Annotated in this window: 26 protein-coding genes; 15 read left to right on the top strand and 11 right to left on the bottom strand. The window is 57.8% G+C overall.

Annotated elements, in window-relative coordinates; genetic code table 11:
• Positions 1-17: 17 nt before the first annotated feature.
• The 3 genes from gatB to gatC are packed head-to-tail and all read right to left on the bottom strand — an operon-like array spanning position 18 to position 3,273.
• Positions 18-1,475, bottom strand: coding sequence for an Asp-tRNA(Asn)/Glu-tRNA(Gln) amidotransferase subunit GatB (gene gatB / locus B9Z42_RS15585; RefSeq protein WP_100134338.1), 1,458 nt, complete (start codon positions 1,473-1,475; stop codon positions 18-20).
• Complete coding sequence (gene gatA, locus B9Z42_RS15590; protein ID WP_100134365.1) at positions 1,476-2,957, bottom strand: Asp-tRNA(Asn)/Glu-tRNA(Gln) amidotransferase subunit GatA; 1,482 nt, start codon at positions 2,955-2,957, stop codon at positions 1,476-1,478.
• Between the two features lie 10 nt (positions 2,958-2,967).
• Positions 2,968-3,273, bottom strand: coding sequence for an Asp-tRNA(Asn)/Glu-tRNA(Gln) amidotransferase subunit GatC (gatC, locus tag B9Z42_RS15595; RefSeq protein WP_100134339.1), 306 nt, complete (start codon positions 3,271-3,273; stop codon positions 2,968-2,970).
• Between the two features lie 137 nt (positions 3,274-3,410).
• Here gatC and B9Z42_RS15600 point away from each other — a divergent pair, with 137 nt between their 5' ends.
• The 4 genes from B9Z42_RS15600 to mrdA are packed head-to-tail and all read left to right on the top strand — an operon-like array spanning position 3,411 to position 7,984.
• Positions 3,411-4,454, top strand: a complete 1,044-nt coding sequence (locus tag B9Z42_RS15600; protein ID WP_100134340.1) for a rod shape-determining protein — start codon at positions 3,411-3,413, stop codon at positions 4,452-4,454.
• A gap of 4 nt (positions 4,455-4,458) precedes the next feature.
• Entirely contained in the window at positions 4,459-5,379 is a 921-nt protein-coding gene (gene mreC / locus B9Z42_RS15605) for a rod shape-determining protein MreC (RefSeq protein WP_100134341.1), read from the top strand.
• Positions 5,376-5,906, top strand: a complete 531-nt coding sequence (gene mreD / locus B9Z42_RS15610) for a rod shape-determining protein MreD (RefSeq protein WP_100134342.1) — start codon at positions 5,376-5,378, stop codon at positions 5,904-5,906. The genes mreC and mreD overlap by 4 nt, the downstream gene beginning before the upstream one ends.
• The gene (gene mrdA / locus B9Z42_RS15615) at positions 5,903-7,984 is read left to right on the top strand and encodes a penicillin-binding protein 2 (protein ID WP_100134343.1); all 2,082 of its coding nucleotides are present in this window, start codon (positions 5,903-5,905) and stop codon (positions 7,982-7,984) included. The genes mreD and mrdA overlap by 4 nt, the downstream gene beginning before the upstream one ends.
• Before the next feature lie 54 nt (positions 7,985-8,038).
• On the opposite strand, the gene B9Z42_RS15620 is transcribed toward mrdA, so the two are convergent.
• The 3 genes from B9Z42_RS15620 to B9Z42_RS15630 form a co-directional block, all read right to left on the bottom strand.
• The gene (locus B9Z42_RS15620; protein WP_100134344.1) at positions 8,039-8,797 is read right to left on the bottom strand and encodes a TSUP family transporter; all 759 of its coding nucleotides are present in this window, start codon (positions 8,795-8,797) and stop codon (positions 8,039-8,041) included.
• Between the two features lie 246 nt (positions 8,798-9,043).
• The gene (locus tag B9Z42_RS15625) at positions 9,044-10,774 is read right to left on the bottom strand and encodes a GMC family oxidoreductase (RefSeq protein ID WP_100134345.1); all 1,731 of its coding nucleotides are present in this window, start codon (positions 10,772-10,774) and stop codon (positions 9,044-9,046) included.
• A 130-nt stretch (positions 10,775-10,904) separates the two neighbouring features.
• Positions 10,905-12,419, bottom strand: coding sequence for a CoA-acylating methylmalonate-semialdehyde dehydrogenase (locus B9Z42_RS15630; RefSeq protein ID WP_100134366.1), 1,515 nt, complete (start codon positions 12,417-12,419; stop codon positions 10,905-10,907).
• Positions 12,420-12,525: 106 nt separating this feature from the next.
• Between B9Z42_RS15630 and B9Z42_RS15635 the strand changes: the two genes are divergently transcribed.
• A complete protein-coding gene (locus B9Z42_RS15635; protein WP_100134346.1) occupies positions 12,526-13,497 on the top strand; it encodes a LysR family transcriptional regulator in 972 nt (323 codons plus the stop codon).
• Between the two features lie 72 nt (positions 13,498-13,569).
• On the opposite strand, the gene B9Z42_RS15640 is transcribed toward B9Z42_RS15635, so the two are convergent.
• The 4 genes from B9Z42_RS15640 to B9Z42_RS15655 all read right to left on the bottom strand — a co-directional run bounded on the left by B9Z42_RS15640 (position 13,570) and on the right by B9Z42_RS15655 (position 15,425).
• Entirely contained in the window at positions 13,570-13,896 is a 327-nt protein-coding gene (locus B9Z42_RS15640; protein ID WP_100134347.1) for a type II toxin-antitoxin system RelE/ParE family toxin, read from the bottom strand.
• A complete protein-coding gene (locus B9Z42_RS15645) occupies positions 13,893-14,144 on the bottom strand; it encodes a type II toxin-antitoxin system ParD family antitoxin (protein WP_100134348.1) in 252 nt (83 codons plus the stop codon). The genes B9Z42_RS15640 and B9Z42_RS15645 overlap by 4 nt, the downstream gene beginning before the upstream one ends.
• Before the next feature lie 67 nt (positions 14,145-14,211).
• Positions 14,212-14,679, bottom strand: a complete 468-nt coding sequence (locus B9Z42_RS15650) for a MaoC family dehydratase (protein WP_100134349.1) — start codon at positions 14,677-14,679, stop codon at positions 14,212-14,214.
• Positions 14,679-15,425 (bottom strand): SDR family oxidoreductase, encoded by a 747-nt coding sequence (locus B9Z42_RS15655; protein ID WP_100134350.1) that lies wholly within the window; start codon positions 15,423-15,425, stop codon positions 14,679-14,681. The genes B9Z42_RS15650 and B9Z42_RS15655 overlap by 1 nt, the downstream gene beginning before the upstream one ends.
• Positions 15,426-15,542: 117 nt before the next feature.
• On the opposite strand from B9Z42_RS15655, the gene B9Z42_RS15660 reads away from it, so the two are divergent.
• Entirely contained in the window at positions 15,543-16,229 is a 687-nt protein-coding gene (locus tag B9Z42_RS15660) for a dienelactone hydrolase family protein (RefSeq protein WP_100134351.1), read from the top strand.
• Positions 16,230-16,317: 88 nt separating this feature from the next.
• On the opposite strand, the gene hemB is transcribed toward B9Z42_RS15660, so the two are convergent.
• Entirely contained in the window at positions 16,318-17,325 is a 1,008-nt protein-coding gene (gene hemB / locus B9Z42_RS15665; RefSeq protein ID WP_100134352.1) for a porphobilinogen synthase, read from the bottom strand.
• Between the two features lie 65 nt (positions 17,326-17,390).
• Between hemB and B9Z42_RS15670 the strand changes: the two genes are divergently transcribed.
• The 9 genes from B9Z42_RS15670 to B9Z42_RS15710 all read left to right on the top strand — a co-directional run.
• Positions 17,391-17,819, top strand: a complete 429-nt coding sequence (locus B9Z42_RS15670) for a CopD family protein (RefSeq protein ID WP_100134353.1) — start codon at positions 17,391-17,393, stop codon at positions 17,817-17,819.
• A gap of 14 nt (positions 17,820-17,833) precedes the next feature.
• On the top strand, positions 17,834-18,931 hold the full coding sequence (locus tag B9Z42_RS15675) for a VanZ family protein (RefSeq protein WP_100134354.1): 1,098 nt from the start codon (positions 17,834-17,836) through the stop codon (positions 18,929-18,931).
• Positions 18,932-18,940: 9 nt separating this feature from the next.
• Positions 18,941-19,276, top strand: a complete 336-nt coding sequence (locus tag B9Z42_RS15680) for a ferredoxin (protein ID WP_100134355.1) — start codon at positions 18,941-18,943, stop codon at positions 19,274-19,276.
• Between the two features lie 9 nt (positions 19,277-19,285).
• Positions 19,286-19,909, top strand: a complete 624-nt coding sequence (locus B9Z42_RS15685; protein ID WP_100134356.1) for an alpha/beta hydrolase — start codon at positions 19,286-19,288, stop codon at positions 19,907-19,909.
• Between the two features lie 76 nt (positions 19,910-19,985).
• On the top strand, positions 19,986-21,149 hold the full coding sequence (locus tag B9Z42_RS15690; RefSeq protein ID WP_100134357.1) for a D-alanyl-D-alanine carboxypeptidase family protein: 1,164 nt from the start codon (positions 19,986-19,988) through the stop codon (positions 21,147-21,149).
• A gap of 99 nt (positions 21,150-21,248) precedes the next feature.
• A complete protein-coding gene (rpsL, locus tag B9Z42_RS15695; RefSeq protein ID WP_066708835.1) occupies positions 21,249-21,626 on the top strand; it encodes a 30S ribosomal protein S12 in 378 nt (125 codons plus the stop codon).
• A 151-nt stretch (positions 21,627-21,777) separates the two neighbouring features.
• Positions 21,778-22,248, top strand: a complete 471-nt coding sequence (gene rpsG / locus B9Z42_RS15700; protein WP_100134358.1) for a 30S ribosomal protein S7 — start codon at positions 21,778-21,780, stop codon at positions 22,246-22,248.
• A gap of 15 nt (positions 22,249-22,263) precedes the next feature.
• Positions 22,264-24,366: an elongation factor G gene (gene fusA / locus B9Z42_RS15705; RefSeq protein WP_100134359.1), complete on the top strand. Its 2,103-nt coding sequence runs from the start codon at positions 22,264-22,266 to the stop codon at positions 24,364-24,366.
• A 133-nt stretch (positions 24,367-24,499) separates the two neighbouring features.
• A partial coding sequence (locus tag B9Z42_RS15710; protein ID WP_233203667.1) for a GTP-binding protein occupies positions 24,500-24,622 on the top strand: 123 nt, incomplete at its 3' end.

A 24,622-nucleotide genomic window follows, 5' to 3' on the forward strand; every position in this document is an offset into this window, starting at 1 on the left:
TCATTGCGCAGTAATGATCAACCCAGCTTCTTCATCAACAAAGCATTCACCTGCCCCGGGTTGGCCTTGCCCTTACTGGCTTTCATGATCGGGCCAACCAAACCATTCAGCGCCTTGGCGTTGCCAGCCTTGAACTCTTCCACGTTCTTGGGATTGGCGGCCAGCACGTCGTCGATGATCTTTTCCAGCTCGCCGGTGTCGTTCATCTGTTTGAGGCCTTTGGCTTCGATGACGGCGTCGACCTCGCCACCTTCAGACCACAACGCATCAAACACTTGGCGCGCAGCGTTGTTGCTGATGGTGTTGTCGCTGATGCGGCCAATCAGTGCGGCCAGTTGAGCTGCGCTCACAGGCGCTTGCTCAATCGCCATTTCGCTGACGTTCAGGCGGCGTGACACCTCGCCCATGATCCAGTTGCTGGCCAGTTTGGCTTGGCCACATGCTTTGGCGGCGGCTTCAAAGTAGGCCGCTGTGGCCTTGCTTTGGGTCAGTTGCGTCGCATCGTATTCGGGCAGCGCATAGTCGCGCACAAAACGCTCGGCCATGACACGTGGCAGCTCGGCCATTTCGCTTTTCACTCGCTCCACCCAGTCGCGACCAATCACCAACGGTGGCAGGTCTGGGTCGGGGAAGTAGCGGTAGTCGGCGGCATCTTCTTTGGTACGCATGGCGCGGGTCTCGCCGGTGTCGGGGTCAAACAAAACCGTGGCTTGCTGGATGGCGTGGCCGTCTTCGATTTGGTCGATTTGCCAACGCACTTCATAGTCGATGGCCTGCTGCATGAACTTAAAGCTGTTCAAGTTTTTGATTTCTCGGCGTGTGCCCAAAGGTGCGCCTGGCTTGCGCACCGACACGTTGGCGTCGCAACGGAACGAGCCTTCTTGCATGTTGCCGTCGCAAATGCCAATCCACGTGACGATTTTGTGCAGCTCTTTGGCGTAAGCCACGGCTTCTTCGCTGCTGCGCATGTCGGGTTGCGTGACGATTTCGAGCAGCGGTGTGCCAGCACGGTTCAAGTCAATGCCTGACTGACCAATGAAATCTTCGTGCAGCGATTTGCCTGCGTCTTCTTCAAGGTGGGCACGTTCCAAGCGCACGGTTTTGTGCACGGTCTCTTTGCCAACTTCCAAGAAGAACGACACCTCGCCACCTTGCACCACCGGAATCTCAAACTGGCTGATTTGGTAGCCCTTGGGCAGGTCGGGGTAGAAGTAGTTTTTGCGCGCAAAGATGCTGCGCTCAGCAATGTGCGCGTTGACGCCCAAGCCAAACTCAATCGCACGTTCTACCGCGCCAATGTTCATCACAGGCAGCGTGCCGGGCAGGGCCATGTCCACCGCGCAGGCTTGTGTGTTGGGCTCCGCGCCAAACGCCACCGAGGAGCGGCTGAAAATCTTGCTCTTGGTGGAGAGCTGGGCGTGTGTTTCGAAGCCGATGGCGACTTCGTAGCCTTGGACTAATTTGGGTGCAGTCATTTAAACGCCCTCCGGCTTGGCGTTATGGAAATCGGTGTTCAGTTGGTACTGGTGCGCCACGTTGAGCAAACGTGCTTCTTGCAAATAGTTGCCGATGAGTTGCAGGCCTACGGGCATTTTGTCAGCGCCAAAACCCACAGGCACGCTCATGCCGGGCAAGCCAGCCAATGAGGCGGGCAGGGTGAAGATGTCGGCCAAGTAATCAGCCAACGGATCGCTGGCGTTGTTGCCCAGCTTCCATGCGACCGTGGGGGCGACGGGGCCGGCGATCACATCGCACTCGGCAAACGCGCGTTGGAAGTCGTCCGCAATCATGCGGCGAATTTTTTGCGCTTGCAGGTAGTAAGCGTCGTAGTAGCCGTGGCTCAACACATACGCGCCGGTCATGATGCGGCGTTTGACCTCTTCGCCAAAACCTTCGGCGCGGGTCTTTTTGTACATGCTCACGAGGTCTGTGTAATCCTTGGCGCGATGGCCAAACTTCACGCCATCAAAGCGGCTCAGGTTCGAGCTGGCTTCGGCGGGCGCGATGATGTAGTACACAGGAATAGCCAACTCGGTGCGTGGCAACGTGATAGGCACGAGCTTGGCGCCTTGGGCCTCCAAGGTTTTGAGCGCTGCGTCAATCGCAGTGCGCACGTCGGCGGCCAAGCCGTCGCCAAAAAATTCTTTGGGGATGCCAATGCGCAAACCTTGCAAGCTGTCGCCGAGCTTGGCAGAGAAGTTCTCTGCAGGCACGTCGAGTGAAGTGGAATCACGGTCAAGGTCAGAGCCACACATGGCAGACAGCAATAACGCGCAGTCTTCGGCAGAGCGAGCCATGGGGCCGGCTTGGTCGAGGCTGGATGCGTAGGCAATCATGCCGTAACGGCTCGCGCGGCCATAGGTGGGTTTGATGCCGGTGATGCCGCAAAAACTGGCGGGTTGGCGAATCGAACCACCGGTGTCGGTGCCCGTTGCAGCAGGTGCCAAACGCGCTGCCACAGCGGCAGCACTGCCGCCCGATGAACCGCCAGGCACACGCGAGGTGTCCCACGGGTTGGTCACCGCGCCATAGGCGGAGTTTTCGTTGGCAGAGCCCATGGCGAACTCGTCGCAATTGACCTTGCCCAAAGTCACCATACCCGCGCCGCTTTGGCCGTTCACGCCAGCCCCGAGTTTTTGCACCACAGTGGCGTCAAACGGCGAGCGGTAACCGCTCAAAATTTTGGAGCCAGCGGTGGTTGCGAAATCGCGGGTGACGAACACGTCTTTGTGCGCAATGGGCACGCCTTCCAACGGGCCTGCTGTGCCTGCGGCAATGCGGGCATCACTGGCTTGGGCTTGGGCCAGGGTGACTTCGCTGTCGATGTCTAAATACGCGTTGTGTGGGTTGCCGCCGGTGCGTGCCAGAAAAGCTGTGGCGACCTCGACGGCGCTGGCTTGTTTGGTTTGGAGGGCTTGGGCCAGTTGGGCCACGCCCATGTCATGCAAATGTGTCATGCGAAAGGCCTCACTCAATCACTTTGGGAACCAAGAACAAACCACGCTCCACGGCGGGGGCGCTGCGTTGGTTCAGGTCGCGTTGGTTGGGCTCGCTGGCCACGTCGGGGCGCAGGCGCAGCTCAATGTGTGCGCCTTGCATGGCGTCTACGGGGTGAGCCATGGGCACGATGCCTGTGGTGTCGACCGCGCTGATTTGCGCGACGATGCCGAAAAAGTCGTTAATTTTGCTCAGCATGCGGGCTTGTTCGTCAGGCTGCAGCTCAAGCCGGGCCAAATTGGCGATGCGGCTGATGTCTTGGTCGTTCAGGGACATAGGTGGTGGGGCGGTAACTTAAGCAAAAAACCCGTGATTTACGGGCGATGCGGTATTATCCCGCCTTTGTGCTCGCGCTCGCGACCACCCCGCAATATGGTGCTTTGACGATTCCGTCAAGGCCAGAGAGGACAGTGATGTTTGGATCTTTTCGTCGGTATTTCTCCACCGACTTGGCGATTGACTTAGGTACCGCCAACACCCTGATTTACGTGCGCGACAAAGGCATCGTGTTGGACGAGCCTTCTGTGGTGTCGATTCGCCACGAAGGCGGCCCTCAAGGCAAAAAAACCATCCAAGCCGTGGGCCACGAAGCCAAGGCCATGTTGGGCAAAGTGCCCGGCAACATCGAAGCCATTCGCCCCATGAAAGACGGCGTGATCGCCGACTTCACCGTGACCGAGCAAATGCTCAAGCAGTTCATCAAGATGGTGCACCCACGCTCGGTGTTAAAGCCCAGCCCCCGCATCATCATTTGCGTGCCTTGCGGCTCAACCCAAGTCGAGCGTCGCGCGATTCGCGAATCCGCCTTGGGCGCTGGCGCATCAGAAGTGTTTTTGATCGAAGAGCCCATGGCCGCGGCGATCGGTGCGGGCTTGCCTGTGTCGGAAGCGTCGGGCTCGATGGTGGTCGACATTGGTGGCGGTACCACCGAAGTGGGCGTCATCTCTTTGGGCGGCATGGTCTACAAAGGCAGTGTGCGCGTGGGTGGCGACAAGTTTGACGAAGCCATCATCAACTACATCCGCCGCAACTACGGCATGTTGATCGGTGAGCCCACGGCTGAAGCGATCAAGAAAAAAATCGGTTCTGCTTTTCCTGGCTCCGAAGTCAAGGAAATGGAAGTCAAAGGTCGCAACCTTTCTGAAGGCGTGCCACGCTCGTTCACGATCTCGTCCAACGAAATCTTGGAAGCCTTGACCGACCCACTCAACAACATCGTCTCCGCCGTGAAAAACGCGTTGGAGCAAACCCCTCCCGAGTTGGGCGCAGACATTGCCGAGCGCGGCATGATGCTCACCGGCGGTGGCGCGTTGTTGCGTGACCTCGACCGTTTGTTGGCTGAAGAAACAGGCTTGCCTGTTTTGGTGGCCGAAGACCCGTTGACTTGCGTGGTGCGCGGTTGCGGTCTGGCGCTGGAGCGCATGGAGCGCTTAGGCTCCATCTTCACAAGCGAGTAATTCCGTGCCACTGGGCACTCTGGGCAGCCCGCCTCCCGCCTTTTTCAAACAGGGGCCCTCTGCGGTCTCGAAGCTGCTTTTCTTCAGCGCCTTGTCGGTGCTGTTGATGGTGGCTGACGTTCGATTTGGGGTGACCCAGCCTTTGCGGGCGGCGATGTCGGTGGTGCTCTATCCGGTGCAGTGGTTGGCGCTGCGTCCGCAAGCGCTGGCGGAGTACGGTGGCAGTTACTTTGAGGCGCGAGACACAGCGCAGGCTGCCGAGCGTGAGTTACGTCAGCAGTTGCTGGTGCAGGCAAAGCATTCGGGTCAAGTCGACCAACTTACCCTTGAAAACAACCAGTTGCGTCAGCTCTTGGCCTTGCGCGAGCGCTTGACCACCACAGGCGTTGCTGCCGAGGTGTTGTATGACGCTGCTGACCCCTACACCCGCAAGCTCATCATCGACCGCGGGCTGACGCATGGCATCAAAGTTGGCGCACCCGTGATGGATGCGCAAGGCATCTTGGGTCAAGTTACCCGTGTGTTGCCGCTGGTGAGCGAGGTGACCTTGGTCACCGACCGTGAACATTCCATTCCCGTACTCAACACCCGCACCGGTGCGCGTGGCGTGGCTTATGGCGAATCGGGCGGAGCGCCCTTGTTAGAGCTACGCTTTATGGCCACCAACGCCGACATCGAAGTGGGCGACATGTTGTCCACGAGCGGCGTGGATGGCATTTACCCAGCGGGCGTTCAGGTGGCTAAAGTGACCAAGGTGGAGCGTCGTGCCGAAACGACGTTTGCCCGCATCTTGTGCGAGCCTGTAGGGCGCGTGCAGGGCGCGCGCCATGTGATGGTGTTGGAGCCGCTGAACACGCAAATGCCCTCGCGCCCCTCCATTGAAAAGCCTCAGCCTGTTGCCAATACCAAAGGGGGGCGCCGATGATCATGCCGCGTGGCCACCAGCTGTTGCTGCCGGCCAATCCTTTGTTCATTTTGTTCACCCTGATCATGGCGCTGTTGGCCAACATGTTGGTGCACATGAGTTTGATCAGCCATGCCGCTTGGGTGCCCGATTTCTTGGCTTTGACGTTGGTGTTTTGGTGTGTGCATCAACCCCGTATGGTGGGCGTTGGCGTGGCATTTTTCTTTGGTTTGGTGACCGACGTGCACCAGTCTTCGTTGTTGGGTCAGCACGCACTGACTTACTCGGCGTTGAGCTTCATGGCCGCCTTGATCCATCGCCGCTTGCTGTGGTTCACCGTGCCTTCGCAAGCCATGCAAGTGCTGCCCATCTTTGCTGCGGCACACGCCATGGAATTGGCTGTGCGCATGATGTCCGGCGCTTTGTTTCCTGGCTGGGCGATCTTTTTGGCGCCCTTCCTTGAGGCCGTCATGTGGCCTGTGGTGAGTGTGGTGTTGCTCGCCCCTCAGCGCCGCGCGCCTAACCCCGACGTCAATCGGCCGCTATGAGCGTGATTCGCAACATCGAGTTCGATCTGCAACGCTTCAGATCGCGGGTGGTGGTGGTGTCTGGCTTCATCTTGCTGGCATTTTTACTGTTGGTGGTGCGCTTGTTTTATTTACAGGTCATTCGCTACGACGACCTCAGCGAGCAGGCCGAAAACAACCGCACGGCCATCGTCCCCATCGTTCCCAACCGCGGCGTGATCATGGATCGCAACGGGATTGTGTTGGCCACCAACTATTCGGCTTACACCTTGGAGATCACCCCATCCAAAATCGTGGTCCCGTTGGAAGAAGTCATCGAGCAACTGGCTGGCGTGATCGACATTCAGAGCCGCGATAAGCGGCGTTTTAAAAAGCTGATGACCGAGTCCAAAAACTTTGAATCGGTGCCCATTCGTACGCGCTTGAGCGACGAAGAAGTGGCGCGATTTGCGGCGCAGCGCTTTCGTTTTCCGGGCGTTGAAATTCGAGCGCGTTTGTTTCGTAACTACCCCTACAACCAATTGGCCAGTCATGTGATTGGCTATATCGGGCGCATCAATACCGCTGAAAAAGCCAAGATCGAAGAGTCCGAAGACGCAGGCAATTACCGGGGCACCGACTACATCGGCAAGCTCGGTGTGGAACAAAGTTATGAGGTCCAATTGCACGGCACCACCGGTGTGCAAGAGATGGAAACCTCGGCGGGCGGCCGCGCCGTGCGTCGCCTCAACAGCAGCCAAGCCGTACCCGGCAACAGCGTGGTGCTGTCGATTGACATCAAGCTGCAAAAGTTGGTGGAAGACTTGTACGGCAATCGTCGAGGCGCGTTGGTGGCGTTAGACCCCAAAACAGGTGAGATTTTGGCGTTTGTCAGCAAGCCCACGTTTGACCCGAATTTGTTCGTCGATGGCATCGATTTTGAAAACTGGCAAGCCCTCAACGAGTCCATCGACAAGCCGCTGCTCAACCGTGCCTTGCGTGGTACCTATCCACCTGGCTCCACCTACAAACCGTTCATGGCCCTCGCTGCTCTCCAGACGGGCAAGCGGACAGAGAAAGCACTGATCGCTGATCCAGGCTATTTCATGTTCGGCAACCACCGGTTCCGCGATGACAAAGAAGGCGGACACGGCATGGTGGATATGTACAAATCCATCGTCGAGTCTTGTGACACCTACTATTACTTGTTGGCGCGTGACATGGGTGTGGACCTGATGTATGAGCAGATGAAGCCCTTAGGTTTTGGTCAAATTACCGGCATCGATATTTTAGGCGAGTCCCGCGGCGTGCTGCCCTCTACCGAGTGGAAGCGCACCACCTACAAACGCCCCGATCAACAGCGTTGGTATGCGGGCGAGACCATTTCGCTGGGCATTGGTCAGGGATACAACAGTTTCACCATGTTGCAAGTCGCGCATGCCATGGGCACGGTGGCCAACAACGGTTTGAAGATGAAGCCGCATTTGGTGCGTGAGGTGCTGGACGTCGAAACCAAAGTCGCCACGCCTGTGGCCAAAGAGCCTGTGGGGCAACTGTCGTTTTCGCCCGAGAATTTAGAGATCATCAAGCGCAGCATGATCGGTGTCAACATTGAGGGTACCTCTGCCACTAGCTTCGTGGGCGCGGCTTATGTCAGCGCGGGTAAGACAGGCACGGCTCAGGTCTTTACCGTCAAACAAAACGAGAAATACAACGCGGCAACCATTGATGAGCGCATGCGTGATCACGCGCTGTTTGTGGCGTTTGCACCCGCTGACGACCCCAAGGTGGCGTTGGCGATGGTGGTGGAAAACGCAGGCTTTGGCGCACAAAACGCGGCACCGATTGCGCGCCGCGTGTTTGACTTTGTGTTGATGGGCCAGTATCCCTCGCAAGAGGACATCGAGGCGGTGCAAAAAGGGCAGGCCACACGCCCCATTGGCAAGCAACGTCCGATAGCCAGCGTGCCTTGGCCCCCCAAGCGCTCCGACACGCCCGAGCAAGAGGCCGCGGCCGATGCCAAAGCATCTGCCAAAGCCGATGCAAAAGCAGACGCCAAGATCGACGCCAAAGCAGAGGCCAAAGCAGAGGCCAAAGCAGAAGCTAAGAACCGGCGCTAAAAGAGCGCTTGTCGCCTTGGGCGGTTCAGCCATCCCATTCTTTGACAGATGGCTTCAGCGCAAAAACGCGTCCCAGCTGGTTTTGCAAATCAGCGCGCTCACCACCACGATGAACATCACCCGCACAAAACCGGCGCCATGCTTGAGCGCCATGCGTGTGCCCAGCAAGCTGCCTGCCACATTGGCAATGGCCATTGGCAAGGCCAAATGCCACCACACATGGCCTTTCAAGGTGAACAACACCAAGGCGGCGGCGTTGCTGGAGAGGTTGAGCAGCTTAGCCGCGACTGAGGCGTTCAAAAAGTCGTAGCCCAACCAGCGCACCAGCAAAAACACAAAGAAGCTGCCTGTGCCCGGCCCAAAAAAACCATCGTAAAAACCCATGCCCACACCCACCGTGCAAGCCGCCAGTAACTCTGTACGGCCCTGAAAGCGCGGCGCGTGGTGTTGCCCCATGTCTTTACGCATCAAGGTGTAGACCAGCACTGCCAACAGCACGAAGGGCAATAACTGGCGTAAAAATTCAGGCGAAACGCGGGTCACCAGCCAAGCACCGGCGAACGAGCCTGCCATGGCTAACGCGGCTGCGGGCAGCATGATGCGCCAGGGCATCTGCACGCGGCGGCTGTACTGCCAGGCTGCAAAGGTGGTGCCCCAGACCGAGGCGCTTTTGTTGGTGCCCAGCAACGTGGCAGGTGCGCCTGATGGGTAGACCGCAAACAAAGCGGGTAACAAGATCAAGCCGCCGCCACCCACGATGGCGTCTACAAACCCAGCCAAAGCAGATGCGAAGGTGACGAAAAGGAGTTCCATGCGGGGGATTGTGATTTGAAAGAAGGCGAGATCAGGCTGGAAAGTAAAAGCCACAAAGCAAAAGGCACCGGTTTTGCCGGTGCCTTCTCTAGAACGACCCTTTAAAGGGTCTGTCGTCTGTCTCCTCGCGCCCTCGTTGAGCTGCGCTTTGGCCGCTCCGAGTTAGACAACTGTAAGCGCCACAGATCCTCGACTTGCCTAGGATTTTCCCTTGCGGAATAACCCGATTACCGTTGAAACGTCGGCCTAAGTTTGGGTTGACAGTAAGGCGTCGTGGACCAGCCATTGCGCCGCTTTTTCGGCCAGCATCAAGGTGGGGCTGTTGGTGTTGCCGCTGGTGATGGTGGGCATCACGCTGGCGTCAACGACGCGCAGGCCGCGCACCAGACCACCGCGCCCGTCACGCACACGCAGCTCGGGGTCGACCACGGCCATCGCGTCGTCCAAGCGGCCCATGCGAGCGGTGCCCACGGGGTGGAAGATGGTGGTGGCGATGTCGCCTGCCAAACGCGCCAAGTCATCGTCGCTTTGGTATTGGACGCCAGGTTTGAACTCTTCGGGCTTGTACTTGGCGAGCGCGGGTTGGGCGGCGATGCGGCGAGTTACGCGCAGCGAGTCAGCGGCCACCTTGCGGTCTTCAGGGGTGCTCAAGTAGTTGGGCGCAATTTTGGGCGCGTCGGCGAAGTTGGCACTGGTGATGTTGACCGTGCCTCGGCTGGTGGGGTTCAGGTTGCACACGCTGGCGGTGAAGGCGGGGAAGTTGTGCAGCGGCTCGCCAAAGGCATCCAGGCTCAGCGGTTGAACGTGGTACTCGATATTGGGATAGGGCTGGTCAGGGCTGCTGCGGGTAAATGCGCCGAGCTGCGAGGGCGCCATACTCATGGGGCCGCTGCGCTTGAACGCGTATTCCATGCCAATCATGGCTTTGCCCCACCAGCTGTTGGCCAAGGTGTTGAGTGTTTTTACGCCCTGCACTTTGAAGACCGAGCGGATTTGCAAGTGGTCTTGCAAGTTCGCGCCCACGCCGGGCAGGTCGATGACAGGTTCAATGCCGTGTTGCTTGAGCAAGTCGGCAGGGCCTAGACCTGAGAGCTGCAAAATTTGTGGTGTGCCAATCGCCCCTGCGCAGAGCACCACCGATTCTTTGGCGGTGACGTTCACGAACTCTTGGCCAGTCCACACCTTGGCACCGGTGCAGCGCTGGGTGCCGTCGGCTTCGGTGGTCATCAGCAGCTGAGCCACTTGGGCGTTGGTCCACAACTCGAAGTTGGGGCGGGCGTAGCACATGGGGCGCAAAAAGGCTTTGGCGGTGTTCCAGCGCCAACCGCTTTTTTGGTTGACCTCAAAGTAGCCCACGCCTTCGTTGCTGCCACGGTTGAAGTCGTCGGTGGCAGGAATGCCGGCTTGCACGGCGGCTTGGGCAAACGCGTCGAGCACGTCCCAACGCAAGCGCTGTTTCTCGACCCGCCATTCACCGCCTGCGATGTGGTGGCGCAAGGTTTCGCCATACACCGTGGTGTCGCCCACCAAGACGTCACTGCGTGCCCCTTTGGCGCCGTGCAGGGCGTTGGCACCGGCGTGGTGGTCTTCGTGCAGTTTGAAATACGGCAGGCTGTTGTCCCAGCGCCAGCGGGCGTCACCGGTGATGTCGGCCCATTGGTCGTAGTCACGCGCTTGGCCGCGCATGTAAATCATGCCGTTGATGCTGGAGCAACCGCCCAACACCTTGCCGCGCGGGTAGCGCAAGCTGCGACCGTTCAAGCCCGCATCCGGGGCGGTGTTGAATAGCCAGTCGGTGCGCGGGTTGCCGATGCAATACAGGTAACCGACTGGGATGTGAATCCAGTGGTAATCGTCTTTGCGGCCAGCTTCAACGAGCAGCACACGTTTGCTGGCGTTGGCGCTCAGGCGGTTGGCCAACAGGCAGCCTGCGGTGCCGGCGCCAACGATGATGTAGTCAAACTGGGTGTCGCTCATACGGTTGTCTCAAGTGCTTGTTGTTATGGACCGCGATGGTACTTGGGCTGGCTGGTGTTGTTACGAAAAAAGGCGGGCAAGGCCATGTTAAGACCCTGCCCGCCCCGTGATCGACCTTTAACAGGCTCGATTATTTGGATGTCGGCATCACAAACTCAGCGCCTTTGCCAATGCTCTCAGGCCAGCGCTGCATGACGCTCTTTTGCTTCGTATAGAAACGCACGCCTTCTTCGCCGTAGGCATGCATGTCGCCAAACAAGCTCTTCTTCCAGCCGCCAAAGCCGTGCCAAGCCATGGGCACGGGAATCGGCACGTTGATGCCGACCATGCCCACTTGGATGTGACGCGAGAACTCGCGGGCCACGTTGCCGTCTCGGGTGAAGCAGCTCACGCCGTTGCCGAACTCGTGGGCGTTGATCAGGTCCACGGCTTGGGCCAAGTCAGCCACTTGCACGCAGCTCAACACGGGGCCGAAGATTTCTTCTTTGTAGATGCGCATGTCAGGGGTGACGTTGTCAAACAGCGTGCCGCCCATCCAGAAGCCGTCTTTGCAGCCTTCACCAGCGCTTGCGCCGTCAAAGTTGCGGCCGTCGACCAACAAGCGTGCGCCTTCTTTCACGCCTTGCTCGATGTAGCCAGTGATGCGCTTGTGCGCCACGTCGGTCACGATGGGGCCCATTTCGGCGGCGAGGTTGGTGCCGTTCAAGACCTTCAAAGTTTTGGTGCGCTCAATCAGTTTGGGCATGAGGCGCTCGGCCACATCGCCCACCAACACGGCCACGCTGATGGCCATGCAACGCTCGCCCGCAGAGCCGTAGGCTGCGCCAATCAAGGCATCCACCGCTTGGTCGATGTCGGCATCGGGCATGACCACCATGTGGTTCTTCGCGCCGCCCAAGGCTTGTACGCGCTTGCCGTGGTGGGCGCCAGTTTCGTAGATGTAGTTGGCGATGGGGGTGGAGCCCACAAAGCTCACGGCCTTGACATCGGGGTGAACCAAGAGCGCGTCGACCGCTTCTTTGTCGCCTTGCACCACGTTGAACACACCGTCAGGCAAGCCGGCTTTCTTCAGCAAATCAGCGATGAACAGCGCGGCTGTGGGGTCGATCGGGCTGGGCTTCAGCACAAAGGTGTTGCCGGCGGCGATGGCCACGGGGAACATCCAAGCGGGCACCATGACGGGGAAGTTGAAGGGCGTCACGCCTGCCACCACGCCGAGGGGCTGGCGCATGGTCCAGTTGTCGATGCCGGTGGACACTTGCTCAGTGAAGTCGCCTTTGAGCAACTGAGGAATGCCGGTGGCGAACTCGACGATGTCGATGCCGCGGCTCACCTCACCTTGGGCGTCGGTGAACACTTTCCCGTGCTCTGCGGTGATGATGCAGGCCAACTCGTCTTTGTGCTGGTTCATCAGTTCCAAGAACTTGAACATCACGCGGGCGCGGCGCAGGGGCGGGGTGTCGGCCCAAGCGGGGAAAGCTTTTTGCGCGGCGGCGACGGCGGCGTTGACATCGGCCACATTGGCCAAGCTCACGTTACCGGTGACGGCGCCGGTGGCTGGGTTGAACACGGGCTGTGTGCGGGTGCTGGTGCCGTTGGCAACGGCACCGTTGATGTAATGCGCGATGTGAGCGAGTTGGGTCATGGTGTGTCTCTGTAAATAGAAAAGATGGGGCAGTGTAGGCAGGCTTTTGCGCCGCAACAAGCGCGAAAACTTGAATTGATTGTTCAAAATAGTGAACAATCTATGCATGGATGAGCAAAAAATCAACGAACTCTGGAGTCATTTGCACTGGCTCAGCGTGCTGGCACAACAAGGCAGCTTTACCGCCGCCGCCGAGCGCTTGGGCGTGAGCAAGGCGGCCATGAGCCAACGCATTGCCGAGCTAGAGCGCGCCGCCCGCGTGACGCTGGTGCAGCGCACCACCCGCAGCGTGCGCTTGACCGAGGCGGGGCAACGGCTGGTGGACGACACCCGTGCCTCGTTTGCGCAAATTGCACAAAGCTTTGCGCAAGTGCAAGACTTGGCTGATCAACCCAGTGGTCTGCTTCGTGTGACTGCGCCCGTGGCTTTTGCTAGGCAACAACTGGTGCCGCTGTTGGCCGACTTTTTGAAAAATTACCCCGATGTGCGCTTGGAATTAGACCTGTCGGACCGGCTCACCACCTTGGCCACCGAAGGCTTTGACTTAGCCATTCGCCACACCGCCCGCCCGCCCGACACCCATGTGGCTTGGGCGCTTTGCCGAACGGAGACGGTGCTGGTTGCTACGCGTGCCTATTTGCGTCGACGCGGAGAGCCGCAAACTCCCGCTGATTTGCATGCCCATAACTGTCTGCATTACCCCCGCTCACAAGACACCCCGGCTTGGACCTTTGAGCCGCACCAGCCGCAAGGCGCACAAATGGACCCCGAGGGTCAGACTGCCTTTGCGCAAGAGCGCGTGACCGTGCCCGTGTCAGGCAACTTTGCCGCCAACAACAGCGAAGCCCTGCGCGAAGCCGCTCTGAGCGGTGCTGGCATCGCCCTTATGCCCGACTTCAGCGCGCAAGACGCCTTGCGCCAAGGCAAGTTGGTGCCCGTCTTGCCAGCGTGGCGCTCGGTGGGGGCGTTTGCTGAGGAGATTTATGCCATTCGACCGTATGCGCCGCATGTGCCTAGGGCGGTGGCGGCGTTGGTCGCGCATTTGAAGCAAGGGCTGGCGTTGGGTTTTGTGGTGTGAGGCAAGCACCACGTACGACTTGCTGAAACTGGTCAGTTAAAGGCAACTACTCCGCTTTAACTTCGGCTGAACTTAGTCGACGTCTGTCTGAAGCCAAGCAGGCAAATCACGCTGCCCGTGCAAGACGCGCCAAACATCGATGTGGTCAGCCCTCTCGATGTAGAAAATGCAGTGCGGGTAGCGGGTCAAAGGCCAAACCCTAAGACCGGGTAAGTTCAATTCGTGAGCGTAACGCGGGGAGCCTGTGCCAGGTTGGCGACCTATGTGAGCATAGGCCCGTTCAAGGTCATCAATGAGTCCAAGTGCGGCAGCAGGTGCGCCCTCTTTCAAATAGTAAGACAGCGCTTCTTCAACATCGCTATGTGCCAATTCACGCGGGATGACCGGCTTGGTCTTCACACTGGCGTGCTGTTTGTTTGGCTTTGACGAACCCTGTCGCGCAGACTTTCAAAGTAAGTGGCAGCCAAGGGCGCGGTAGGTGCAGAGGTGGCTCCAGCCAAGAGTTTTTCACGCAATTGCAAGCGATCCTGATCCTTGCGGATCAGCTCGCGCACGTATTCGCTGCTGGTGCCGTAGCCCCGCTGGCTGACTTGCACGTCCACAAAGGCCTTCAACGTTTGCGGCAGGGAAATGTTCATGGTGCTCATGGTGGCAGGATACTGAGTTTGGCAAAAATTGGCAAGATGCTTGAGGGGTCCTGTGCCTTCATGTGTTTTAAGCCTCAGCCGGCGTTCGCCGCCTGAACATCCCCCATCCTTCCATATTCAGCACTTTGTCACCGTTTTGGTTGAACATTTCCCAATGGTTGCGGGTCATGCCCACGTCGGGCCGTTTGGCCATGGGTTTGATTTCCAGCACGGTACTTTGCAGGCGCAACACATCGCCTGGAAACACGGGCTTGCGCCATTGGATGTTTTCCAGCCCGGGCGAGCCGAGGCTGGAGGTTTCGTGCAGAAAGTTGGTCACCATGAGGCGCATGGCCATGGAACAGGTGTGCCAGCCACTGGCGCACAGGCCGCCGAAGACCGAGGCTTTGGCCGCTTCGTCGTCGAGGTGGAAGGGCTGCGGGTCGAACTGGCTGGCGAAGGTGATGATTTCTTCGCGTGTGGGGCTGATGGTGCCTAAGTCGCGCACTTGGCCGACGGCAAAGTCTTCCCAGTAGTACTTGACGTTTTTACGCATCAACGGCCTCCCGAAACGTCCAAGAAGCTCATGGTGGTGTATTCGGCCTTGTCGGACAGCAGCCAAACAATGGCTTGGGCCACCTCTTCGGCGGTGCCGCCACGTTTGGCGGGAACCAAGTGCTGCAAGTCTTTCACGCGGTTGGGCAGGCCGCCCGAGGCGTGAATTTCGGTATCAATCAAGCCGGGACGCACGGCGTTGACGCGAATACCTTCGCCGGCCACTTCTTTGGCCAAGCCGATGGTGAAGGCGTCAATCGCGCCTTTGGCAGCCGCGTAGTCCACGTATTGGCTGGGCGCGCCCAAGCGCGAGGCGGCGCTGGAAATGTTGACGATGCTGCCCCCCGTGCCGCCGTGCACGGTGCTCATGCGGCGCACGGCTTCGCGGGCGCAGGCGATGGAGCCGAGCACGTTGATGCGCATCATGCGTTCCAACCGGCTCCAGCTCATCTCATCAACGCGCGCGGTGGCGTCGACCACGCCTGCGTTGTTGACCAAGCCGGAGAGACGGCCCATCTTGGCGTCGATTTGCTCAAACATGCGCAAGATTTGCGCTTCATCGCCCACATCGGCTTGCACGCTCATGGCGTTGCCACCGGCTTGGCGGATTTGGCGCACGACCTCATCGGCCGCCAAGGCGTTGGCGGTGTAGTTCACGGCGACGGACCAACCGTTTTGGGCGGCCAAGAGCGCGGTGGCGGCACCAATGCCTCGGCTGGCGCCGGTGATCAAAAGAACGGGGCTCATGTTGTGTCTCCTAAGTGCTGGAATGGAAAGGTTTAGTTTCACACCATAGCAGTGGCCCGCCTTGGAGCGAGTAACCTCCTAGACACTTGTTTCATTTCAACTTCAGAGAGTTAACCCATGAACGTTTCATTGACAGCCGCCGATGGCTTTGAATTTCCTGCTTACGTCGCCACACCCACAGGCCAGCCCAAAGGCGCCGTGGTGGTTTTGCAAGAGATTTTTGGTGTGAACGCACATATCCGCGAAGTGGCGGATGGCTATGCCGCAGCGGGCTACTTGGCCGTGGCCCCCGCCACCTTTCACCGCGCGAAACAGGGCGTGGAATTGGGCTACAACGGCGACGACATGCAGGCAGGCATGGCGCTCAAGGCCGCCGTTGAAGCGTTGCCCGAGCCCGGCGTGATGGCCGATATCCAAGCGGCGGTTGATTACGCCGCCAAAACCTCAGGCGGCAAAGTGGGCATTGTGGGTTACTGCTGGGGCGGTTTGTTGACGTGGCGCGCAGCTGGGCAAGTGCAAGGTTTGAGCGCGGCGGTGCCTTACTACGGCGGCGGCTCGACCTCCGAGGCCGAACGCGTACGTCAGCCCCATTGCCCCGTGTTGGCACATTTCGCAGAGCAAGATGGTTGGATTCCGATGGACACGGTGCAGGCCTTCATCCAAGCCCAACCGAAAGTGGAAGTTCACACTTACGACGCGCACCACGGCTTCAATTGCAACCACCGCGATGCGTACCAAGAGGCGGCAGCCAAGTTGGCGCTGACGCGTACCTTGGCGTTTTTTGAGAAGCACTTGGGGGCTTGAGCGACTAGATCGGCTGCGGCGAGGTCTATACGCAAGACCTCGCTACCCCATTTCGCTGGGCGAGATGGGAGCTGCGAATGGCCAGCGATCAGCTTTGGCGAATTTTCTTCGCCGCGTCGATGGCGAAGTAGGTCAAGATGCCATCTGCGCCCGCGCGTTTGAAGGCGAGCAAGCTTTCCATCATCACCGCGTCGTGGTCGAGCCAGCCGTTTTGGGCGGCGGCTTTGAGCATGGCGTATTCGCCTGAGACTTGGTAGGCGAAGGTGGGCACTTTGAATTCGTCTTTGACGCGGCGCACCACGTCGAGGTAGGGCATGCCGGGTTTGACCATCACCATGTCGGCGCCTTCGGCGATGTCCAGTGCCACCTCGCGCAGGGCTTCGTCGGTGTTACCGGGGTCCATCTGGTAAGACTTCTTGTCGCTCTTGCCCAAGTTGCCGGCCGAGCCGACCGCGTCACGGAACGGGCCGTAAAAGGCACTGGCGTATTTGGCGCTGTAGGCCATGATGCGTGTGTGAATGTGTCCTTTGGCTTCCAGCGCTTGGCGAATGGCGCCAATGCGGCCGTCCATCATGTCGCTGGGTGCCACGATGTCGACGCCGGCGTCGGCTTGGGCTAAGGCTTGTCGGACCAGCATGTCGGTGGTGATGTCGTTCAAGATGTAGCCGGTGTCGTCCAGCAAACCGTCCTGGCCGTGGCTGGTGAAGGGGTCCAGCGCCACATCGGTCATCACGCCGAGTTCGGGGAAGTGTTTTTTCAGTTCGCGCACGATATGCGGCACCAAGCCGTCTGGGTTGGTGGCTTCAACGCCGTCGGGGGTTTTGAGGTGGCTGCTGATGACGGGGAACAAGGCCATCACCGGAATGCCCAGCTTCACGCACTCTTCGGCTACGGGCAGCAGCAAATCGAGGCTAAGGCGCTCGACGCCGGGCATGGAGCCCACAGCTTCGCGACGCTTCTCGCCTTCGAGCACGAAGACGGGGTAGATCAAATCGTTCACGCTCAAGGCGTTTTCTCGCACCAAGCGTCGCGTGAAGTCGTCACGGCGCAGGCGGCGAGGGCGATTGGCGGGGAAGGAGGCGAATGGGTGTTGCATGCGCAAAATTGTGCCTGAAGCCCTGACGTGGCGCTGTCACTTTTGAGCACAGCTAAACTGTCGTCATGCTTTGGATCAAAACTTTTCACATCGTTTTCGTGGCCAGCTGGTTCGCCGGTTTGTTCTATTTGCCTCGAATTTTTGTCAATCTGGCGCAAGTGCCCGCCGAATCGGTGGCGGAAGAAGCACGCTTGTTGCTGATGGCGCGCAAGTTGATGCGTTTCACGAGTTTGTTGATGGTTCCAGCTTTGGCTTTGGGCTTGGTGCTCTGGTTGGGCTACGGCATTGGCCAAGGACCGGGCAACGGTTGGATGCACGCCAAGATGACGGTGGTGTTGCTGGCGCTGGGCTACCACCACGTGTGCGGAAGAATGCTGCGCAAATTTGAGGCACATGCCAACACACGCAGCCATTTTTGGTTCCGCTGGTTCAATGAAGTCCCCGTGGTGTTGATGACCTTGGCTGTGATTTTGGTGGTGGTCAAACCTTTTTAAAGGCGGCTGGGTCCATGCGCAAGACTTCTGCATGGCCTTTGTCGCAGCTGTGCGTGGCGTTGATCGTCTACGCCAGCCTTTACCCCTTTGACCAATGGCGCGATCAAGGCATTGCGCCCTGGGCGTTTTTAGGCGCCCCATGGCCCAAATATTGGACCTGGTTTGATGTGTCTTCCAATGTGTTGGGGTATGCGCCTTTAGGCTTTTTCTTGACCCTGAGCGCCATGCGCATGGGTTGGCGGGAGGCTGTGGTGCTGCCTGTTACGTTGGCAACGGCGTTACTCTCTTTGACGATGGAGGGGCTGCAGAGCTATTTGCCAGCGCGCGTGCCCTCGCAAGTTGATTTGTTGACCAACATGGCAGGTGGTTGGATAGGGGCGGTTTTGGCCAATGGGCTGGAGCACTGGGGCTTGCTGCACCGCTGGGGCCAGTTTCGTTCGCGTTGGTTTGTGCGAGATACCCACATGGCCTTGGTGCTGATCGCCATGTGGCCGGTTGCCTTGCTCTTTCCTGTTGCTGTGCCTTTGGGTTTGGGTCAAGTGTGGGAGCGGGTGGAAGATGCGTTGACCAGCGCTTTTGACGCAACGCCCTTTGCCGACTGGATCCCCCTACGTGCCTTTGAGTTGGAGCCCTTGCTGCCAGGGGCCGAATTGTTGTGTGTGATGTTGGGCCTGTTGATCCCATGTTTGCTCGGCTTTGGCGTGATTCGTCACACATGGCAGCGGGTTGTCTACGCCCTGTCTGTGGTGGCGGTGGGCTTGGCTGTGAGTGCCTTGTCAGCTGCCTTGACCTATGGCCCTGTGAATGCGTGGCGCTGGCTGACCTTGCCTGTGGCGCTGGGTTGGAGCCTCGGTTTTTTGTTGGCGCTGGTGTTTGCCGCTTTGTCTGCTCGCACCTGTGCCGCGTTTTTGTTGTTGGCTTTGGTGGTGCAGCAAAGTGTGCTGAACCAGTCGCCTGAAAGCGCCTACTTTGCCCAAGTCTTGCACACCTGGGAGTTGGGCCGTTTTATTCGTTTTCATGGCTTGGTGCAGTGGTTTGGGTGGTTGTGGCCTTATGCGGTTTTACTGTGGGCATTGGCGAGGGTCAGCAGCGAGCGTCAAGGAGAAATCTAGAATCACGCTATGACACAAGCCTCTTACTACAAGCACCATATTTTTTTCTGTCTGAATCAACGTGAGAACGGCGATTCTTGTTGTGCGCAGCAAGGCGCCCAAGCGGCGTTTGACCAATGCAAATCCGCGATCAAAGCTGCAGGTTTGTCCGGCCCCGGCGGTGTGCGCGTGAACAAGGCGGGTTGTTTGGACCGTTGTGCGGCAGGCCCAGTCGCCGTGGTGTATCCAGAGGGCACTTGGTACAGCTTTGTGGATCAAACCGATGTGGCAGAAATCATTGAAAGTCACCTCAAGAACGGTCAAGTGGTCGAACGCTTGTTGGTGCCTGAGCACGTCGGGCGCTGAGGCTGAGTCATGAACGCTCAAACCCAAAAACTCACGCTTCAAGGCGAGGCGGGGCTCATCGAAGCCTTGCGTGACGAGCCCGAGGGTGTGTCGCGCGGCGTTGCCATCGTGGCTCATCCCCATCCCTTGTTTGGCGGCACCATGGACAACAAGGTGGTCCAAACTTTGGTGCGTGCGTTTGTGCAATGTGGTTGGACCGCGGTGCGTTTTAACTTCCGTGGCGTGGGTGCGTCCGCAGGGGAGCACGATGCAGGCACTGGCGAAGCGCGCGACATGCTGCGCGTGGTGGCGCAAGTGGCGCCCGAGGGCGCGCTGGCGATTGCGGGGTTTTCATTTGGCTCGTTTGTGGCCAGCCATGCGCTGGCTGAGTTGTGCGCTACCCGTCAGATTGACAAGGTGGTGTTTGTGGGCACGGCTGCCCAGCGATTCACTGTGGCACCTGTCCATCCTGATTGGCACGATAAAACCTTGGTGGTGCATGGCGAACAAGACGACACGGTGTCCTTGGCATCGGTGATGGATTGGGCGCGCCCGCAGAGCTTACCCGTCACGGTGGTGCCGGGCGGTGGTCATTTCTTTCATGGACAATTGCCGCTTCTCAAGAACTTGGTGGTTCGTCACTTGCAGACTTAGGCGGCTGATGCGCTTTTTGCGCCCCTTTCACTGTCGCAGTGCCAGGCATTTCCACTCCAATGAACTCGGAATTTTCATGACACGCACTTTGCGCAACAACCTGCTGGGTTGTTTGATCAGTTTCTCATCCATTTTCAGCGCCCAGGCACAAGCCCTTCAGCCCCCTGAAATTGCCGCCCGCGCATACTTGCTCATTGATGTCACTGCGCAGCAGGTGCTGGCCGAGCTGGATGCGGATAAGCCCATTGAGCCTGCATCGTTGACCAAGTTGATGAGTGCGTATTTGGTATTTGATGCTTTGAAGTCTAAAAAAATCAGTTTGCAACAAACGTTTCCCGTCAGCGAGCGTGCTTGGAAAATGCCTGGGTCACGCATGTTCATTGATCCCAAAATGAAAGTGCCCGTTGAAGACTTGATCAAAGGCATGATCGTTCAGTCGGGCAACGATGCCACGATGGCCCTGGCCGAAGGCGTCGGCGGTACGGTTGAGCGTTTTGTTCAAATGATGAATGCGCAGGCCAAGTCCCTGGGTATGAATGCCACAGGTTACAAAAACCCCGAAGGCTTGACCGAGCCCGGTCACACCACCACAGCGCGTGACTTGGGGGTGTTGGCCAGTCGCCTGATGCAAGACTTTCCTGAGTATGTGGGGTATTACGCCATCAAGAAATACCGTTATGCGGGCACACCTGCGTCCAACGAGAGCAACCGCAATTTGCTCTTGTTTCGGGACCCAAGTGTGGATGGTTTGAAAACAGGCCACACCGAGGCCGCAGGGTATTGCTTGATCGCCACGGCCAGCCGTGAAGCGCCAGGTGTTGGGCCACGTCGCCTGCTGTCGATTGTGCTGGGTGCGTCCAGTGAGAACGCGCGCGCTACAGAGTCACAAAAGTTGCTGAATTGGGGTTACACCGCATTTGACGCCGTGAAGCTCTTTGAAGGCGGTCAAGCCGTGGTGACGCCTGCCGTTTGGAAAGGCAGCAGCAGCTCAATCAAGTTGGGCCGTTTCTCGCCCATTGTTGTGGCTGTGCCTGCCGGTGCGGGCGGGCGACTCCAAACCCAAGTGGCTCGCCCTGAGCCTTTGGTGGCCCCTTTTACCCGCGGCCAAGTGGTGGGCAGCCTCAAAGTCACGATCGATCAAAAGCCTTTGGTCGATGTGCCCTTGGTTGCGTTAGAGGCGATCGAGCAGGCCGGCTTTGTCGGACGCGCCTGGGATTCGGTGCGACTTTGGGTCAAGTAACCAGCAACTTTTTTATGCTGATACACTAGAAGGCTTTTCGGAATTTCCGAAGGGATTCACGTTTTCTTTTTTAATTCAAACGTTTAGGGACGTTTTTCAATGCCAACCATCAATCAACTGGTGCGTCAGGGGCGCGAAGTCGAAACGACTAAGTCCAAAAGCCCTGCGATGCAAAACTCGCCGCAACGCCGCGGCGTCTGCACCCGCGTCTACACCACGACGCCTAAAAAACCTAACTCTGCGCTGCGTAAAGTCGCCAAAGTTCGCTTGACCAACGGTTTCGAAGTCATTTCGTACATCGGCGGTGAAGGTCACAACTTGCAAGAACACAGCGTTGTGCTCGTGCGCGGCGGTCGTGTCAAAGACTTGCCAGGTGTGCGTTACCACATCGTGCGCGGTTCGCTCGATTTGCAAGGCGTGAAAGACCGCAAGCAATCGCGTTCTAAGTACGGCGCTAAAAAGCCTAAGGCTAAGTAAGCAACGGGTCTTTTGACTCAATAAAAGGTGCTGTTTCCCGCGTGGCGCGGTGAATCGGCGTAGTGACCCGCTGTGGGTCGAGTAAGTGAAAACCAAGATGGTTTTTGCGGTGTCTGAAAAGATGCCAACTGAAGCAATTAAGAGGTGAAATATGCCACGTCGTCGCGAAGTCCCTAAACGTGAAATCCTGCCGGATCCAAAGTACGGCAATGTCGAGCTGTCTAAATTCATGAACGTGATCATGGAAGGCGGCAAAAAAGCGGTTGCTGAGCGCATCATTTATGGTGCTCTGGAGCAAATCGAACAAAAGTCGGGCAAAGACCCTGTCGAGTTGTTCTCCGTGGCTATCAACAACGTCAAGCCTATGGTGGAAGTTAAGTCCCGCCGCGTGGGTGGTGCCAACTACCAGGTGCCCGTTGAAGTTCGCCCTGTCCGTCGCTTGGCTTTGTCCATGCGTTGGTTGAAAGAAGCTGCGCGTAAGCGTGGCGAGAAGTCCATGGCTCTACGCTTGGCCAACGAATTGTTGGAAGCGTCTGAAGGCCGTGGCGGTGCTATGAAAAAGCGTGACGAAGTTCACCGCATGGCCGAAGCCAACAAGGCGTTCAGCCACTTCCGCTTCTAAATTCAAAGGTAAAAAATGGCTCGCAATACCCCCATTGAGCGCTATCGCAACATTGGTATTTCAGCGCACATTGACGCTGGTAAAACCACCACGACAGAGCGTATTCTTTTTTACACCGGTGTGAACCACAAGATCGGTGAAGTGCATGATGGCGCCGCCACCATGGACTGGATGGAGCAAGAGCAAGAGCGTGGTATCACGATCACTTCTGCTGCGACCACGTGTTTCTGGAAGGGCATGGATGGCTCTTTTGAAGACCACCGCATCAACATCATTGACACCCCTGGCCACGTTGACTTCACGATTGAAGTTGAGCGTTCCATGCGCGTGCTTGACGGTGCTTGCATGGTTTACTGTGCTGTGGGTGGCGTGCAGCCCCAGTCTGAAACTGTGTGGCGTCAAGCCAACAAGTACAAAGTGCCACGTTTGGCCTTTGTGAACAAGATGGACCGTACCGGTGCCAACTTCTTCAAAGTGGTTGAGCAGATGAAGTTGCGCCTGAAGGCCAACCCAGTGCCCATCGTGATCCCAATCGGCGCTGAAGAAAACTTCACCGGCGTGGTTGACCTTCGCAAAATGAAAGCCATCATTTGGGACGAAGCGTCTCAAGGTATGAAGTTCACTTTCGAAGAGATTCCAGCCAACTTGGTGGAATTGGCCAAAGAGTGGCGTGAAAAGATGGTTGAAGCTGCGGCGGAAGCCTCAGATGAGCTGATGAACAAGTACCTCGAAGAAGGTGACTTGACTGAAGAAGAAATCACACACGGTTTGCGTGTGCGTACCATCAACAGCGAAATTCAGCCCATGTTGTGCGGTACAGCGTTCAAGAACAAAGGCGTTCAACGTATGTTGGATGCCGTGCTTGAATTGATGCCTTCTCCGTTGGACGTGAAAGCCATCAAGGGCTTTGATGAAGACGAAAAAGAAGTCATCCGTAAAGCCGATGACAACGAAAAATTCTCTGCCTTGGCATTCAAGTTGATGACCGATCCATTTGTGGGTCAATTGACTTTCGTGCGCGTTTATTCTGGCGTCCTGAAAAAGGGCGACACCGTGTACAACCCTGTGCGTGGCAAGAAAGAGCGTATTGGTCGTATTGTCCAAATGCACGCCAACAACCGTGAAGAAGTTGACGAAATTCGTGCGGGCGACATCGCTGCTTGCGTGGGTTTGAAAGATGTCACCACAGGCGAGACTTTGTGCGATCCAGCAGCCGTGATCACCTTGGAGCGCATGGTGTTCCCGGACTCCGTGATTCGCCAAGCTGTGGAGCCAAAGACCAAAGCTGACCAAGAAAAAATGGGCATGGCTTTGTCTCGTTTGGCTGCAGAAGATCCTTCTTTCCGCGTGCAAACCGACGAAGAATCTGGCCAGACCATCATTGGCGGCCAGGGCGAATTGCACTTGGAAATTATTGTCGACCGCATGAAGCGTGAATTCGGCGTGGAAGCCAACGTGGGCAAGCCTCAAGTGGCTTACCGCGAGACCATCCGCAAGACTGTTGAAGATGCTGAAGGCAAGTTTGTGCGTCAGTCTGGCGGTAAAGGCCAGTACGGTCACGTGGTGCTCAAGGTTGAACCTCAAGAAGCTGGCAAAGGCTTCGAGTTCGTGGACGCTATCAAGGGCGGTGTGGTTCCTCGTGAATACATCCCTGCGGTTGAAAAAGGCGTGATCGAAGCTTTGGGTCAAGGCGTGTTGGCAGGTTACCCAGTCGTTGACGTCAAGGTCACGCTGCACTTCGGTTCGTACCACGATGTGGACTCGAACGAAATGGCTTTCAAAATGGCCGCCATCTTTGGTTTCAAAGAAGGTTGCCGCAAAGCTCAGCCCGTAATTCTGGAGCCCATGATGGCTGTGGAAGTTGAGACGCCTGAAGACTACGCCGGTAGCGTGATGGGCGATTTGTCCTCACGTCGCGGCATGGTGCAAGGTATGGACGACATGGTCGGTGGCGGTAAAGCAATTAAAGCTGAAGTGCCATTGTCTGAAATGTTCGGCTACTCGACCACATTGCGTTCTATGTCACAAGGCCGCGCAACGTACACGATGGAATTCAAGCACTACGCTGAAGCTCCTCGTAACGTTGCTGAAGCCATCGTGGCCGCTCGCGCAAAATAAAAAAACCCCATGGGGCTGCGTCAAGTGGCCCCTGTCTGCGACGATGCGCCGCCCTGTCACCCGTGCGGGGCGAATCAGCAGCATCGTGCAGACATAAAACCTGTACACGGGCACTGCTCTTTGGAGAAAAGAAATGGCAAAAGGAAAATTTGAACGTACCAAGCCGCACGTGAACGTCGGCACGATTGGCCACGTTGACCACGGCAAAACAACCTTGACTGCAGCGATCACCACGATCCTGTCGGCCAAGTTTGGC

This window comes from Limnohabitans sp. B9-3 (genome assembly GCF_002778325.1).
Classification (GTDB): Bacteria; Pseudomonadota; Gammaproteobacteria; order Burkholderiales; family Burkholderiaceae_C; genus Limnohabitans; species Limnohabitans kasalickyi.